The organism is Curvibacter sp. EU05-FHT14A10 (assembly GCF_058791075.1).
Window position 1 is genome coordinate 654,934 of the sequence record NZ_JBYTDE010000001.1, and the last position, 15,907, is coordinate 670,840.

14 protein-coding genes are annotated in these 15,907 nt (G+C 63.5%); all 14 read right to left on the reverse strand.

Going from position 1 to position 15,907, the window contains the following annotated elements; translation table 11 throughout:
* Positions 1 to 30 precede the first annotated feature (30 nt).
* Positions 31 to 969 carry a glutathione S-transferase family protein gene (locus tag AC3WUT_RS02780; protein WP_492345527.1) on the reverse strand — a complete coding sequence of 313 codons (939 nt, stop codon included), beginning with the start codon at positions 967 to 969 and terminating at the stop codon, positions 31 to 33.
* 34 nt (positions 970 to 1,003) lie between these two features.
* Entirely contained in the window at positions 1,004 to 2,020 is a 1,017-nt protein-coding gene (locus tag AC3WUT_RS02785; protein ID WP_492345528.1) for an NADP-dependent oxidoreductase, read from the reverse strand.
* A 62-nt stretch (positions 2,021 to 2,082) separates the two neighbouring features.
* Positions 2,083 to 2,502 (reverse strand): PaaI family thioesterase, encoded by a 420-nt coding sequence (locus tag AC3WUT_RS02790; RefSeq protein WP_492345529.1) that lies wholly within the window; start codon positions 2,500 to 2,502, stop codon positions 2,083 to 2,085.
* Positions 2,503 to 2,555: 53 nt separating this feature from the next.
* Positions 2,556 to 3,347 carry an SDR family oxidoreductase gene (locus AC3WUT_RS02795; protein WP_492345530.1) on the reverse strand — a complete coding sequence of 264 codons (792 nt, stop codon included), beginning with the start codon at positions 3,345 to 3,347 and terminating at the stop codon, positions 2,556 to 2,558.
* Positions 3,348 to 3,506: 159 nt separating this feature from the next.
* Positions 3,507 to 3,728 carry a hypothetical protein gene (locus AC3WUT_RS02800; RefSeq protein WP_492345531.1) on the reverse strand — a complete coding sequence of 74 codons (222 nt, stop codon included), beginning with the start codon at positions 3,726 to 3,728 and terminating at the stop codon, positions 3,507 to 3,509.
* An 11-nt stretch (positions 3,729 to 3,739) separates the two neighbouring features.
* A complete protein-coding gene (locus tag AC3WUT_RS02805) occupies positions 3,740 to 5,566 on the reverse strand; it encodes an acyl-CoA dehydrogenase (RefSeq protein ID WP_492345532.1) in 1,827 nt (608 codons plus the stop codon).
* Positions 5,567 to 5,774: 208 nt separating this feature from the next.
* On the reverse strand, positions 5,775 to 6,950 hold the full coding sequence (locus tag AC3WUT_RS02810; protein ID WP_492345533.1) for an acetyl-CoA C-acyltransferase: 1,176 nt from the start codon (positions 6,948 to 6,950) through the stop codon (positions 5,775 to 5,777).
* Positions 6,951 to 6,990: 40 nt separating this feature from the next.
* The gene (locus AC3WUT_RS02815) at positions 6,991 to 8,460 is read right to left on the reverse strand and encodes a M20 family peptidase (protein WP_492345534.1); all 1,470 of its coding nucleotides are present in this window, start codon (positions 8,458 to 8,460) and stop codon (positions 6,991 to 6,993) included.
* A gap of 26 nt (positions 8,461 to 8,486) precedes the next feature.
* Positions 8,487 to 10,601, reverse strand: a complete 2,115-nt coding sequence (locus AC3WUT_RS02820) for a 3-hydroxyacyl-CoA dehydrogenase NAD-binding domain-containing protein (protein ID WP_492345535.1) — start codon at positions 10,599 to 10,601, stop codon at positions 8,487 to 8,489.
* A 199-nt stretch (positions 10,602 to 10,800) separates the two neighbouring features.
* Positions 10,801 to 11,496, reverse strand: a complete 696-nt coding sequence (locus AC3WUT_RS02825) for an ABC transporter ATP-binding protein (RefSeq protein WP_492345536.1) — start codon at positions 11,494 to 11,496, stop codon at positions 10,801 to 10,803.
* A gap of 2 nt (positions 11,497 to 11,498) precedes the next feature.
* Complete coding sequence (locus AC3WUT_RS02830; protein WP_019575513.1) at positions 11,499 to 12,281, reverse strand: ABC transporter ATP-binding protein; 783 nt, start codon at positions 12,279 to 12,281, stop codon at positions 11,499 to 11,501.
* Positions 12,282 to 12,284: 3 nt separating this feature from the next.
* The gene (locus tag AC3WUT_RS02835; protein ID WP_492345537.1) at positions 12,285 to 13,586 is read right to left on the reverse strand and encodes a branched-chain amino acid ABC transporter permease; all 1,302 of its coding nucleotides are present in this window, start codon (positions 13,584 to 13,586) and stop codon (positions 12,285 to 12,287) included.
* A gap of 3 nt (positions 13,587 to 13,589) precedes the next feature.
* On the reverse strand, positions 13,590 to 14,543 hold the full coding sequence (locus tag AC3WUT_RS02840) for a branched-chain amino acid ABC transporter permease (RefSeq protein WP_492345538.1): 954 nt from the start codon (positions 14,541 to 14,543) through the stop codon (positions 13,590 to 13,592).
* Positions 14,544 to 14,613: 70 nt separating this feature from the next.
* Positions 14,614 to 15,846: a branched-chain amino acid ABC transporter substrate-binding protein gene (locus AC3WUT_RS02845; RefSeq protein WP_492345539.1), complete on the reverse strand. Its 1,233-nt coding sequence runs from the start codon at positions 15,844 to 15,846 to the stop codon at positions 14,614 to 14,616.
* Between the last annotated feature and the right edge of the window lie 61 nt (positions 15,847 to 15,907).

The following is a 15,907-nucleotide window of genomic DNA, read 5'->3' on the forward strand; positions in this document are numbered from 1 at the left end:
TCTCCTTGATTGAACGGGTTGCGGAGGCGCTCAGGCCGCGTCGAGCGCGCGCAGCACGTAGCCGATGCGCGGGAAATGGACATGCACGGTGCCGGCGCGTTCGTCGGTGCGCCGCAGGGTGTAGTGCATGCGCGTGGCGGCCACCAGCTCGCCCTCGGTGGCCTCGGTGCCAAAGGTTTCCGCGGCAATGCTCACGCGGCTGCCCAGGGCAATGCCATGCTCATCCTGGAAGGGCTCGTCGCCCAGAGCCACCGGCTGGCTGGCCGCGGCCACGGCAATGGCATCGGCCGAGTCGAACTTGTCCAGGCGGCCGTGCCCCAGCGCGGCCAGCCGATCCATCCACCCCAGGACGCCCGGCGTGGCCTGCAGGATGTCACCCATGACCGGGTTGCGCACCCGGCTGAACCACAGCGGATGGTAGGCCGCAAAGTCGGCCACCGTGGGCGCATCGCCCAGCAGGAAGGGGTGGTCTTCGAGCATGTTGGCCAGGCGGCGCAGGTAGCTTTTGTAGGCGGCCGTGGCATCGCCAGGGCGCAAACGGGTCATGCCGGTGGACATGGCGCCCCGGTCGGCGGCAAAGGCCTTGGCCACCTCGGGCGGCGCGCCGGCGAACATGGCGGCCGCCCCCTTGGGGCTGAGGTTGTAGGCCATGGCGGCCCAGAACAAGGTGGTGTCGGCCCACTGGGCCAGCACCCGGGCAACACCCTTTTGGTGGTCAGGGTACAGCGTGGGGCTGGGCTGGCGGTGCTCCAACACGTCGCAGATCAAGGCCGTATCACAGTAGATGTCGGCACCGATTTGCAGGAACGGGGTCTTGCGGTAGCCCCCGGTCAAGGCCAGCACGTCGGGCTTGGGCATGATCGAGGGGATGATCACCGACTTCCAGGCCAGTTGCTTGTAGCCCAGGATAAGGCGGATTTTTTCCGAGAACGGCGACGTGGGGTAATGGTGGAGGATCAGGTCGTGCATGGCGGGCTCCGTGGGGTTGGGAGGCGCGGGCGCCTCAGATCACCTTGACCAGTTGCTTGCCGAAGTTCTTGCCCTTGAGCAGGCCCAGGAAGGCGTCGGGCGCCGACTCGATGCCCTGGGCCACGCTTTCACGCGGGCGCAGCTTGCCGCTGGCCACCAGGCTCCCCAGTTCGGCCAGGGCCTCGGGCCACACTTCCATGTGCTCACCCACGATGAAGCCCTCAACCTTGAGGCGGTTGATCAGGATCAGGGCCGGGTTGGCCAGCGGCAGCGGCTTGCCGTCGTAGCCGGCGATCATGCCGCACACCGCGATGCGGGCAAAGGCATTGGTGCGCAGCAGCACCGCATCGAGGATGTAGCCGCCCACGTTTTCAAAGTAGCCGTCGATGCCGTTGGGGCAGGCCTCCTTGAGGGCCTGTGACAGGCTTTTGACATCGGGGTGGGTCTTGTAGTCGATGCAGGCGTCGAAGCCCAGTTCGTTCACGGCGTAGGCGCATTTCTCGGGGCCACCGGCAATGCCCACCACGCGACAACCGCGCGCCTTGGCCACCGCGGCGTAGGTACTGCCCACCGCGCCGGTGGCGGCACTGACCACCACGGTCTCACCGGCCTTGGGATTGATGATCTTGACCAGGCCATACCAGGCTGTCACGCCGGGCATGCCGACCGCGCCCAGGTAGTGGGACAGCGGCACATGGGTGGTGTCCACCTTGCGCAGGGTGCCCGGCGTGGACGCATCGACCACGCTGTATTGCTGCCAGCCCCCCATGCCCACCACCTTGTCGCCCACGGCGTAGCGCGCGTGGCGGCTTTCCAGCACCTCGCCCACGGTGCCACCGATCATCACCTGGCCCAGGGGTTGGGGCTGGGCATAGCTCTTGCCGTCGTTCATGCGGCCACGCATGTAGGGGTCAAGGCTGAGGTAATGGTGTTGAACCAGCACCTGACCTTCCTGCAAGGGGGCGGTGTCGGTCACCACGAGTTTGAAATTGTCGACGGTGGCCTCGCCCTGAGGGCGGTTGTCGAGCACGATCTGCTTGTTCTGGGGCATGGGTTTCTCCTGGTCAGGCCGATCATTCGGCCTTGGGTGGGTGTTCAGGGGGCGTGGAGACATCAGTCCGTGGACACGGCGGCAGGGCCCTGGCCCGGCGTTTCGGCGCGTTTCACGTACTTGAAAGTGCCGGTCGAATGGGCGCAGGCCTCCCCGGCTTCGTTGTAGATCGTGGCTTCGGTGAAGGCCATGCTGCGGGTGCGGTGCATCAACCGCCCCTTGCCGGTCAGGCGCCCGGTCCCCGGGCGCATGAAGCTGGTCTTCATCTCGATCGTCACCACCCCCAGATCGGGGGCCACGCTGCGCGCCGCCGTGGCCATGGTGACGTCCAGCAAGGTCATGATCGAGCCGCCATGCGCCACCTGAAACGAGTTCATGTGCTCAGGCCGGGGCTCGTACACGATCTCGGAATGCCCGCCTTCGAAGCGGGTGAGTTCAAACCCCAGCAGGGTGACAAAAGGAATTTCGACGCCAAAGCTCATAAAAAGGTCCATGGGGATTCAGAGCGCGAGTGTGCGCCCCGTTCGGGGCATTTTCAGCCTGCTGTCACGATCGAGGTACCGCCATCCACCGCCAGCCACTGGCCGGTGATGTGCTTGCCCGCGTCCGAGGCGTACAGCAGGCACAGGCCTTTGAGATCTTCGTCATCGCCGAGACGGCCCAGCGGTGCGTGGGCGGCCAGACGTTCCTCGCCCAGGGCCTTGAGGGTGCCCACGGTCATCTTGCTCGGGAAGAAGCCCGGGCAGATCGCATTGACACGGATGTTGTGCTGGCCCCATTCCGCGGCCAGGGTGCGGGTGAAGTTGATCACCGCGCCCTTGGAGGTGTTGTAGGCGATGGTGTTCATGCCCTTGGGGTTGCCGCCCAGGCCTGCGATCGAGGCCAGGTTGATGATGCTGCCCTTCTTGCGGGCAATCATGCTGTGTTTGGCCACATGCTGGCTGAGGATGAAATAGCCCCGCACGTTGAGGTTCATGACCTTGTCCCAGGCTTCCACCGGGTGGTCTTCGGCAGGCGAGCCCCAGGCGGCGCCGGCGTTGTTCACCAGGATGTCGATGTGGCCCAGACGGGCGATGGACTCGTCGGCCAGACGGCGGATGTCGTCCTCACGGGCACAGTCGGCTGCAATCCAGCTGGCGTCGATGCCGGCGGCCTTGAGTTCGGCGGCCGACTCTTCCAGGTCTTCGGCCTTGCGCGAACTCAGCACCACACGGGCACCGGCCTCGCCCAGGGCATGGGCCATTTGCAGGCCCAGTCCACGTGAGCCGCCGGTCACCAGGGCGGTGCGGCCTTGAAGGTCAAAAAGTTGTTGCACGTTGCGTGTCATGGGAATGTCTCCTGCTGTTGGATGGCGAACCCGGCGCTGGCCAGGCTCATGTCGGGGTCAAAAGAACGGAACGGAATCAAATGGAATGAGAAGGATTCTGGGCATTCCAGGCGGCGCCACCTGTCTCGGCGGCGATACCTTCAGGCTGACTTCAGGCTCTCAGCGGTCCTCACGGGCTTGCAGGGCGGCGCGCACAAAGATCAGCAGAACGCCAGCAGCGGTCGCCAGACCACCCCAGACCAGCAGACGCTCCCCCTGCCCCGGCGCGACCCGCTCGGTGGCCAGGCCCAGCACCACGCTCAGCAGCCCGCCGTAGATCAGCCACCACACGAGCTGCTGCAGGCGCAACAACAAGCGGGGGCTGACACGCAACAGGGCCACGGGACAAGACCTCAGAAAGCGTCTTCAGGCAGCTCGGCGCAGGTCTGGTCACGCGTTTCAACCACCCGCAGCCAGGCCCCGATCTTGGGCAATTCGTAATGGAAAAAGAAGCGCGCTGCTGCCAGACGTCCCTGTGCCGTGGCGTCACGGGGGCCACCGGCCTGCACAGCCAGCGCCACGTCCAGCCAGATCCAGGCCAGCACCGTGTGACCAAAGGCCTGCAAGTAGGGCACTGCATTGGCCAAGGCGTCGGTAGGCACGCCAGTGGCCCAGGCCGCCTTGGTGGCCGCACCCACCTGTTGCAGGGCACCACCCAGCGCATTGGCATGGGCGGCCAGTTCGGGCTGCTGCAGCGCACGCTCGATGGTGTTGTTGATGCGGGCAGCCAGCAACTGCAGGCCCCGGCCGTTCTCCATCAGCACCTTGCGGCCCAGCAGATCCATGGCCTGGATGCCGTGGGTGCCTTCATGAATCATGTTCAGGCGGTTGTCACGCCAATACTGCTCCACCGGAAAGTCGCGGGTGTAACCGTAGCCCCCATGCACCTGGATGGCCAGCGAATTGGCCTCCAGGCACCACTCGCTGGGCCAGCTCTTGGCGATCGGGGTGAGCACCTCCAGCAACAGGCGCGCATCGTCAGCGGCCTCAGGGGCGCCGGTGTGTTGTTCGTCGACCAGACGGGCGCAGTACAGCTCCAGAGCCAGCGCGCCTTCGCAGTACGACTTCTGGGCCAGCAGCATGCGCTTGACATCAGCATGCTCGATGATGCGGATCTGCGGCTGAGCGGCGTCCTTGCCACCCACGCCCATGGGGCGGCCCTGGGGCCGGTTGCGGGCGTAGTCCAGCGAGGCCAGATAACCCGCCATGCCCAGCATGGTGGCGGCCATGCCCACGCCGATGCGGGCCTCGTTCATCATGTGGAACATGCATTTCAGGCCTTCGCCCGGGCGACCTACCAGGTAGCCCACGGCCCCGCCCTGCCCGCCTGGCTGGAACTTGCCTTCGCCAAAGTTGAGCAAGGTGTTGGTGGTGCCCCGCCAACCCAGTTTGTGGTTCAGACCCGCGAGGACGACGTCATTGCGCTCGCCCGTCAGACGGCCTTCGGTGTCGACCAGCTTCTTGGGCACGATGAACAGCGAGATGCCCTTCACGCCCGGAATGGTCTTGCCATCGGGACCCGGGATCTTGGCCAGCACCAGGTGAATGATGTTCTCGGTCAACTCGTGTTCGCCGGCCGAGATCCACATCTTGTTGCCCTTGAGGCGGAAGCGCGGGCCCAACGGATCAGCCTCGGCGCCCTCGCCATCGGGCACGGCACGGGTGGCCACATCGCTGAGGCTGGAACCGGCCTGCGGCTCGGACAGGCACATGGTGCCCGACCAGCGGCCAGCAAACTCGTTCTTGGCGAACACCTGCTTCTGCAGTTCACTGCCATGGGCCATCAGCAGGTTCGCATTGCCGGTGGTGAGCATGCCCGAGCCGATGCTGACCGAGGCGCAACCGAAAAAGGCGTTGGCGGCGGCTTCAACCGTGTAAGGCAACTGCATGCCGCCCCAGTCGTAATCCTGCGCAGCACTCAGCATGCCGGATTCGGCATAGGCCTTCTGGGCATCGTGGGTGGCCTGGGGCAAGGTCACCTTCTCACCGTCGAAATGGGGCTCCTGGGTGTCCACCAGACGGTTGAAGGGGGCGTACTTTTCGCGAGCGATGCGCTCGCAGGTGTCCAGCACGGCATCGAAGGTATCGCGGCTGTGGTCCGCGAAGCGCTCACGCTGGTTCAGGTTGTCGGCTTGCAGCCACTGGAACAGAAGGAAATCGATGCTGGAACGGAGGCTCATGGCGTGGACTCTGTGCGTAAGAAGAGATCAGGGGGAGCCAGCAGAAACAGAGCATGCCGCAGCCCGGAGCGGGCTGAACCTGGGCATGGCGCGTGTCCGTGGCCCGTGCGGAGGCCTGGCTGCCAGGGTGTCAGTCACGCCAAGGCAGCTCAGGCCTGGGAGACTGCGCCGGCATCCGCTGGACGCCGGCATCGCCTCCCGGTGCCGATCACAGCACTTCGAAAATGCCGGCAGCACCCATGCCACCGCCAATGCACATGGTCACGGCCACGCGCTTGGCACCGCGGCGCTTGCCTTCGATCAGGGCGTGGCCGGTCAGACGCTGGCCGCTCACCCCATAAGGGTGGCCCAGGGCGATGGCGCCACCGTTCACGTTCAAGCGGTCAGCCGGAATGCCCAACTTGTCGCGGCAGTAGATCACCTGCACGGCAAAGGCTTCGTTCAACTCCCACAGGTCGATGTCGCTGACCTTGAGGCCCAGGCGGTCCAAAACCTTGGGCACGGCAAAGACGGGGCCGATGCCCATCTCGTCGGGCTCGCAACCGGCCACAGCAAAGCCCAGGAAGCGGCCCAGCGGCTGCAGGTTGTGGCGTGCGGCGTACTCTTCGCTGACCACCACGCAGGCGCCGGCGCCATCGGAGAACTGGCTGGCGTTGCCGGCCGACACCACACCGCCAGGCATGGCCGGCTTGATGCCGCTGATGCCTTCCTTGGTGGTGCCTTCGCGGGTGCCTTCATCGCGGCTCACGGTCACTTCCTTGGTGCGCAGGCCCATCACGGGGTCAGCCACGCCGGCGGTCACGGTGATGGGGGCGATTTCGGCATCGAACAGGCCGGCGGCCTGGGCGGCGCAGGCCTTTTGCTGGCTGGCAGCGCCGTACTCATCCATCACGTCGCGGCCGATGTTGTAGCGCTTGGCGACCTGCTCGGCCGTCTGCAGCATGGACCAATAGATTTCGGGTTTGACCTTCAGCAGCGCCGGATCGGCCAGCATGTGCTGGTTCATTTCCTGCTGCACGCAGGAGATGCTTTCAACGCCGCCAGCCACATACACCTCACCTTCGCCGGCGATGATGCGCTGCGAAGCCAGGGCAATGGTCTGCAAACCCGAGGAGCAGAAGCGGTTCACGGTCAGGCCCGACACATTCACAGGGCAGCCGGCCATCAGGGCGATCTGACGTGCGATGTTGGCACCCGTGGCGCCCTCTGGGTTGGCGCAGCCCATGATCACGTCCTCGATGTGGGCAGCATCGATACCAGCCCGGGCAATCGCGTGCTTGACGGCATGGCCGCCCAGGGTGGCGCCATGGGTCATGTTGAACGAACCCTTCCAGCTCTTGGCAAGCGGGGTACGGGCGGTGGAAACAATAACGGCCTTGGTCATGGCAGGGTGCCTTTCTGTCGGTTATGGGGTTCGGCTGTGCTCACGAAGCCTTGGAGGCATTGCGCAGCAGTTGTTGATAGAACTGGATCGCTTCCACGTAGTTGCTCACCGAGATGCGCTCGTTGGTGCCGTGGAAACGTGGCAAGTCTTCGGGGTGCGCACGCACCGGCGAGAACTTGTAGATGTTGCGGCTGAGGTTGCCGAAAAAGCGGGAATCCGTGCCCCCCACCATCAGGCCAGGGGCCACAACGGCATCGGCGAACAACTCACGCACCGTGCGGTTGATGAGTTGATAGCCTCGGGCCGAGGTGGGCGAGACGGCCGAGGGCTCGGCACTGTCGCGCAGGCGTTGCAGCTGGATGGCTTCGTTGGCTACCACGGTTTTCACATGCTGTTCAACCGAGTCCAGGCTGTCACCGGGCAGCAGGCGAAAGTTCACCGTGGCTTCGGCGTGGCCGGGCAGCACGTTGAGCTTGTTGCCGGCGTTGACGATGGTCAGGGCCGTGGTGGTGCGCAGCATGGCGTTCGAGCTGGGCGACTTCTCAAGCTGTTGACGCACCAGGGGCCCGAACAGCCACAGGTTGGACAACAGGAAGCGGTTCACACCGTGCATCTCGGGCGCCAGGGTGTCGAACAGATCCTGGGCCACACCCGTCACGCTGGCGGGCAATTGCTGGGCTTCGAGCTGTGTCAAAGCCTTGCTCAGCATGCCGATGGCGGTCTGAGGCGGCGGCATCGACGAATGGCCGGGGGCGGTGTCGACGCTGAGCTGCCAGGTGCCAATGCCTTTTTCGGCCACACCAATCAGCGCCGCCGGCACTTGCAGGCCAGGCAACACGCCTTCGGTGACCACCATGCCTTCGTCCAGCACGAAGTCGAACTGGACCCCGCGCTGCTTCAGTACCTGGGCCATCTCCCGCGCACCCGCCCCGCCGACCTCTTCGTCTCCGCCCGACAGCAGGTAAACCGTCTGACGAGGTTGAAAGCCAGAGGCCAGCAGCGATTCGATGGCTTCCAGCTGGGCCATCAGGTTGCCCTTGTCATCCCAGGCGCCACGGCCCCAGACAAAGCCATCCTGGATGCGACCCTCGAAAGGAGGTACGGTCCATTTGGCTTCGGTGCCGGGGGCGATGGGCACCACGTCCTGGTGTGCCATCAGTGCCAGCGGCAAGGCTTTTGCATCGCTGCCGGTCCAGATGAACATCAGGCTGTGGGCACCGAAGCGCTCCAGCTTGAGCTGCTGGTGAACACGCGGAAACTGCTGCGCCAGATAGGCGTGCAGTCGGTCGAATTCGGCTGCGTTGAGCTGGGCGTCGGATTCCGACGACACCGTCTGGATGCGAACCGCACCGGCCAGTCGCTTGGCGACGGCATCGGCATCGACCTGCGGGGAGGCAATGCGTTCGACGGCCAGTTGCCGCGAGGGTTTGAGGAGGGTGTTGCCCACCACCACAGCACCCAGGCCGGCGCACAGCACCAGCACAGCCAGAGAGATTCGCTTGAGGCTCATGTCGTGTCAGCTGGTGGCGACAGCGCTCAGTTGAAGGTCTTGCCTTCGGCCACCAGGCGGGCCAGCAACGGGGCCGGCTGCCAGAACTGGGCGTCGTCGAGCGGGTTCTTGGCAAAACGCTTCATGGCTTCGGCGACGTTGAACAGGCCCAGCTGATCGGCATAGTGCATCGGGCCGCCGCGCCAGATCGGGAAGCCATAGCCGGTCAGGTACACCATGTCGATGTCGCTGGCCTTGCTGGCAATGCCCTCTTCCAGAATGTGGGCGGCTTCGTTGACCAGGGAGAACACCAGACGCTGCACGATTTCCTCGTCGGAAATCTTGCGCGGCGTGATGCCCAGGTCCTTGCGATGCTTCTCGATCATGTCGACCACCAGCTGGCTGGGGATGGCATCGCGCTTGCCCGGCACGTAGTCGTACCAGCCGGCGCCGGTCTTCTGACCGTAGCGGCCCAGTTCACACAGCAGGTCAGCGGTCTTGCTGTACTTGAGGTCGGGCTTCTCGGTGTAACGGCGCTTGCGGATGGCCCAGCCGATGTCGTTGCCAGCCAGGTCGCCCATGCGGAACGGGCCCATGGCAAAGCCAAACTTCTCGACCGCTTTGTCAACCTGAGCCGGGGTCGCCCCTTCTTCAAGCAGGAAGCCTGCCTGGCGGCTGTATTGCTCGATCATGCGGTTGCCGATGAAGCCATCGCACACGCCCGAAACCACAGCGGTCTTCTTGATCTTCTTGCCCACGGCCATGACGGTGGCCAAGACATCTTTGGCAGTGGCCTTGCCACGCACCACCTCAAGCAGTTTCATCACGTTGGCCGGGCTGAAGAAGTGCATGCCCACCACGTCCTGCGGACGCTGGGTGAAGGACGCAATCTTGTCGACGTCCAGCGTCGACGTGTTGGAGGCCAGAATGGCACCGGGCTTGGCGACGGCATCGAGCTGCTTGAACACGGCTTCCTTGACACCCATTTCCTCGAACACCGCTTCGATGATCAGGTCGGCGTCCTTCAGGTCGCCATAGCTCAGGGTGGTGCTCAGCAGGCTCATGCGCTGCTCATATTTGTCTTGCTTGAGCTTGCCCTTCTTGACCTGGGCTTCGTAGTTCTTCTTGATGGTGGCAATGCCGCGGTCCAAGGCTTCCTGCTTCATTTCCAGCATCTTCACGGGGATGCCGGCATTCAGGAAGTTCATCGTGATGCCGCCGCCCATGGTGCCGGCGCCGATCACGCCCACTTGGCGAATGTCGCGCTTGGGGGTGTCGTCCGCCACATCCGGGATCTTGGAGGCAGCGCGCTCGGCCACGAACAGGTGGCGCAGGGCACGGCACTCGGGGGTCCACATCAGGTTGATGAAGATGTCGCGTTCAAAGACCATGCCGTCGTCGAACTTCTTCTTGGTGGCGGCCTCGACGGCGTCCACGCACTTGCCCGGGGCGGGGAAGTTCTTGGCCATGCCCTTGACCATGTTGCGGGCAAATTGGAAGTAGGCGTCGCCCAGGGGGTGCTTGCAGGGCAGGTTGCGCACCAGGGGGAAGGCCGAGCCGTCGGCGGCATGCTTGGCGGCCACCTCGCGGGCCATCGCCAGCGCTTCGTCGGCCAGCGACTCAGGCGAGGCGGCCAGCTTGTCAAACAGCTTCTGGCCCGGCAGGCTGGCCAGCAATTCGCTCTTGACGGGCTCACCGCTCACGATCATGTTGAGCGCGGTTTCAACACCCAGCACGCGCGGCAGGCGCTGTGTGCCACCCGCCCCGGGGATCAGGCCGAGTTTGACTTCAGGCAGGGCCACTTGGGTGCCGGGGGCTGCAATGCGGTAGTGCGCCCCCAGAGCCAACTCCAGGCCTCCGCCCATGGCCACGCTGTGCACAGCGGCCACGACCGGCTTGGCCGATTTCTCGACCGCGCCAATCACGCTCAGCAGGTTGGGTTCCTGCAGCGCCTTGGGGCTGCCGAATTCCTTGATGTCGGCACCGCCCGAGAAGGCCTTGCCTGCGCCTGTCAGCACGATGGCCTTGACGGCGGCATCGGCATTGGCCTGCTCAAGGCCGGCCACGATGCCCTGGCGGGTGGCGAGGCCCAGGCCGTTGACCGGGGGGTTGTTCAGGGTGATCACAGCGATATCGCCGTGGACTTTGTATTCTGCCGTCATGCGGGTGTTCCTCGATGAATAAAAAAGAACGATCGTGCGATTTTTATTTTAGGGAAAGCTTGTTGCACCGCAACGACCGGGCTGTCCCAGCCGGGACAAAATGAGCGGTTTTGACCGATGTACAAGGGAAAACCCCTAACAAACGATGTGCAGGGTGGCCGCTCACCACCCTGCCCTGCCCCGTTTTTCGGGGCGGGTCTCAGACCTCCAGCCACTCCTTGCGCACGTCGGCATCGGCACGCAACTGATCAGGCGTGCCTTCGAACACGATGCTGCCATGCCCCATGACCAGCGTCCGGTCGGAGATGGACATGGCGATGGTCAGCTTCTGCTCGATCAGCAGCACCGAAATGCCGCGAGCCTTGAGGTTCTGCAGGTATTGGCCCACCAGTTCGACGATCTTCGGGGCCAGCCCCTCAGTGGGCTCGTCGATGATGATGAGGTCGGGGTCCCCCATGAGGGTGCGGCACAGCGTGAGCATCTGCTGCTCGCCGCCCGACATGACGCCGGCCTCGGTGTGCTGTCGCTCCTTCAGGCGCGGGAACATCTGGTACATGTCGTCAAACGACCAGCGCGAGCCCTTGCCATTGCCCTTGCGGCCCAGCAGCAGGTTCTGGTGCACCGTGAGCTTGGGGAAGATCTCGCGGTTTTCGGGCACATAGCCCAACCCCAGATGGGCGATCTCGTAGGCCTTGCGACCCTGCAGGGCCTGCCCTTTCCAATTGATCGAGCCTTCCCAGTTGACCAGGCCCATGACGGCCTTCGCGGTTGTCGAACGGCCTGAGCCGTTGCGCCCCAGCAGGGCCACGATTTCGCCCGGCTGCACATCGAAATGCACGCCATGCAACACATGGCTCTTGCCGTAGAAGGCGTGCAGGTTCTCTACCTTCAGCATGCTCAATGTCCTCCGGCCTGGTTCTCGGCCACCACGGAGCCCAGATAGGCTTCTTGCACGCGCTGGTTGGCGCGCACGGCTTCAGGCGTGTCAAAGGCGATCACCTCGCCATACACCACCACGGCGATCTTGTCGGCCAGGCCGAAAACCACCCCCATGTCGTGCTCCACCGTGAGCAAGGTCTTGCCCACCGTCACCTCACGGATGAGGCTGATGAAGCGTTTGGTCTCGCTGCGGCTCATGCCGGCGGTGGGTTCATCGAGCAGGATCACATTGGCGCCGCCGCCGATGGTGATGCCGATCTCCAGGGCCCGCTGTTCGGCGTAGGTCAGGTTCATGGCCAGCACGTCGCGCTTCTTGTCGAGGTGGATCTGCCGCATCAGTTCTTCGGCCCGTTCGTTGGCATCGTGCAGACCCGAGAGGAAGCGCAAGAAGGTGTACTTGTAGCCCAGGCTCCAGAGCACCCCGCAACGCAGGTTCTCGAACACGCTCAGCTTCGGGAAGATGTTCGTGATCTGAAAGCTGCGCGACAGCCCGCGCCGGTTGATCTCATAGGGCGGCAAGCCGTTGATGCGCTGCCCGTTGAGCACCACATCACCGCTGGTGGGTGCAAAGCGGCCGCTGATTAGGTTGAACAGGGTGGATTTACCCGCCCCATTCGGCCCGATGATGGCCACCCGCTCGCCGTGGGCCACCTTGAGGTTGGCACCGCGGATGATTTCGGAGCGACCGAAGCTTTTGCGCAGGTCGTTGAGCTCCAGGGCGTATTCAGAAGTGGCGGTCATGACTCAGTGGGCCTCCGTGCGCTTGATTTCTTTTTCGATTTCTTCCTGGATCAGGTGCCAGCGGGCCACAAAACGGCGCCGCACCAGCTCGAACAGGCCCAGGCCCACGGCCAGCACCGCACCGGCACACAACCAGCTGGTGGTGGCTTCCGCATTCACGCGCAGGTGCAGGAACTCCATTTCGGGGCCCAGGGCCGCGTTCAGCTGCAGGTGGTAGAGCATCTCGATCATCGAAGCCGCCCCCAGCACCACCACCGAACCGGTCAAGGCCATGCCCAGGTAACAGCTCAGCAGGGGCTTGAGGCGGCCGAAACGGGCCAGCCGCACATTCAGCATCACCAGGCTGGCGATGCCGCCAGGCGCATACATCACCATGAACAGGAACACCAGGCCCAGGTACAGCAGCCAGGCCTTGCTCAGCTCGGACAGCAGCACCGAGGCGAACACCAGCAGCACGGCACCGATGATGGGCCCGAAGAAGAAGGTGGCCCCCCCCAGGAAGGTGAACAGCAGATAGCCGCCGGAGCGGATCACGCTGAGGCTGTCGGCCCCGGTGACGATCTCGAAGTTGATGGTGGCCAGGCCGCCGCCCACGCCGGCAAAAAAGCCGGCGATGATGAAGGCGAAATAGCGCACGCGCTGGGTGTTGTAGCCGATGAACTCGACCCGCTCGGGGTTGTCGCGCACCGCGTTCAGGATACGCCCCAGTGGCGTGCCCGTGAAGGCGAACATCGCCGCGGTGCAGACGAAGCAATAGAGCGCGATCAGGTAATAGACCTGGATCTGCGGCCCAAAGCTGATGCCCATGAAGCTCTGGCCATACACCCGGTTGGTGGTGATGCCACCTTCGCCGCCAAAGAAGTCAGGCAGCATCAAAGCCATCGAGGCCACCAGCTCGCCCACGCCCATGGTGATCATGGCAAAGGTGGTGCCCGACTTCTTGGTGGTCACCCAGCCCAGCAAGGCGGCAAAACCCATGCCGGCCATGCCGCCCACGATGGGGATCAGCGACACCGGGATGCTCAGCCCCTTGCCGGCCATGTTCATGGCGTGGATGGCGATGAACGAGCCCAGCCCGGTGTACACCGCATGGCCAAAGCTCAACATGCCCCCCTGCCCCAGCAGCATGTTGTAGCTCAGGCAGATGATGATGAGGTAGCCGATCTGAGAGAGCATGGTCAGCGCCAGACTGCTCTTGAACAGCAGCGGAGCCACGATCAGGGCCAGCGCGAACAGGGCCCAGATCACGATGCGCCCCAGGTTCAGGGGCTTGAAGCCGTAGACTTGAATGTTGTTGGAACTCATGGATCAATCCTCCCGTTTGCCCAGCAGGCCCTTGGGCCGGAAGATCAGCATCAGCACCAGCAACAAGTAAGGCAGGATGGGCGCGACTTGCGAGATGGTGAGCTTGAGCACGGAATAGAGCGCAGTGTCTTCGGTGATGTGAAAGCCCAGGCCCACCAGCGCCGTGGCCATCGAATAGTCCAATGCCACGGCAAAGGTCTGCAGCACACCGATCAGCAGCGAAGCCAAAAAGGCCCCTGCCAACGAGCCCATGCCGCCGACCACCACCACCACGAAGATGATGGAGCCCACCGAACCAGCCATCGCCGGCTCGGTGACATAGGTGTTGCCGCCGATCACGCCCGCCAGGCCAGCCAGAGCGGCGCCGCCACCGAACACCAGCATGAAGATCCGTGGCACGTTGTGGCCCAGGGCTTCAGCCATGTCGGGGTGAGTCAACGCGGCCTGGATCACCAGGCCGATGCGGGTGCGGGTCAGCAGCAGCCAGACCGAGGCCAGCATCAACAGCGCCACCAGCATGATGAAGCTGCGCGACTTGGGAAACTGCGTGCCATACAAGGTGAACAGCGGACCTTGCAGTTGCTCTGGCAGCCCGTAGGGCACGGTGGAACGACCCCACACCAGTTGCACCACTTCGAGGATCAGGTAGGACAGGCCGAAGGTGACCAGCAGTTCAGGCACATGGCCGAATTTGTGCACCCGGCGCAGGCTGTAGCGTTCGAACAGAGAGCCCAGCGCGCCCACCGCGAGCGGTGCCACGAACAGCGCCGGCCAGAAGCCGATGGCCTTCGAGATGGTGTAGGCGAAGTACGCGCCCAGCATGTAGAAGCTCGTGTGGGCGAAGTTCAGAACGCCCATCATGCTGAAAATGAGCGTCAGCCCAGAGCTCAGCATGAACAGCAGCAGCCCATAGCTGATGCCGTTGAGCATGGAGATGGTGAAAAACTCAAGATTCATTGAAAGTCTTTTGCATCAGGGTCAAAAAAAAGGCCCGAGCGGCGTCGGGCCTCGCAAGTTCGACAACAGTTCAGGGTCGCTTCATTGCACACGAAGTCGGGGTACTGGCCACATAGGGTTCGTAGAACTTCAGGGGCACCAGGGTGTAGCCGGTGTTTTCAGGCGAGTATGGGTACTTGCCGCCCGCCTTTTCCCACTTGGTGATGTACAGGCCCTGCTGCAACTGGTGGTCGGTCTTGCGCAGTTCGACCTCGCCGTTGAAGCTCTTGAACTTCATGCCTTCCATGGTGGCGGCCACCTTGACCGGGTCGGTCGACTTGGACTTGGCAAAGGCCTCGGTGAGCGCCACAAACACGGTGTAGATGTCGGTGGTGTAGAGGTCGTCGTTGAACTTGGCCTTGAACTGGTCAGCCAACTTCTGGATGTCGCCACCCATGTTGTAGTGGGCGTAGCTGACCTGGTAGATCTTGCCTGCCGAGGCCGCACCCATCGCAGTCGGGGTACCCGATGTGACGGCATAGTAGGTCAGGAACTTGACGTTGTTCAGACCCGAATCGTTGGCGGCCTTGATCAACAGCGCGAGGTCGGAGCCCCAGTTGCCGGTGATCACGGTGTCGGCACCCGACTGCTTGATCTTGGCGATATAGGGCGAGAAATCTCGCACCTGGGCCAGCGGGTGCAGATCGTCGCCGACGATCTGGATGTCGGGACGCTTGTGGCTCAGGTTGGCCTTGGCAAACTTCGAGACCTGCTGACCGTGCGAGTAGTTCTGGTTGATCAGGTACACCTTCTTGATGTCGGCCTGATCCTTCATCCAGGTGGTCAGGGCCTCCATCTTCATCGAGGTGTCGGCATCAAAGCGGTACTGCCAGTAGCTGCACTTGCTGTTGGTCAGGTCGGGGTCGACCGCGGCATAGTTGAGGTAAAGCACCTCTTTGCCCGGATTGCGTGCATTGTGCTTTTCCAGTGCATCGATGATGGCCAGTGCCGGGCCCGAGCCGTTGCCCTGGGTAACGTAGCGGGCACCCTGGTCGATGGCCGAGCGCAGGGCGCTGGTGGTCTCTTGGGGGCTGAGCTTGTTGTCAATGCCGATGATCTCGAACTTCACACCGGCAGCGTTTTTCTTGTTGAACTCTTCGGCCAGGAACTGAAAGCTCTTGAGCTGGTTGGTGCCCACAGCCGCCATCAGACCCGACAGCGGATCAAGCCAGGCGATCTTGACAGTTTCACCCTGTTGGGCAAACGCACCGCCAGCCAGAGCCAGCAGGGTCGAGGCCACCACGGTCTTCATCACGAATTTCATGCTTTGTCTCCGTTCTGTTTGGAATGTTTTCAGCGTAATGTCTTTGTGCAGTGCAGCGCTC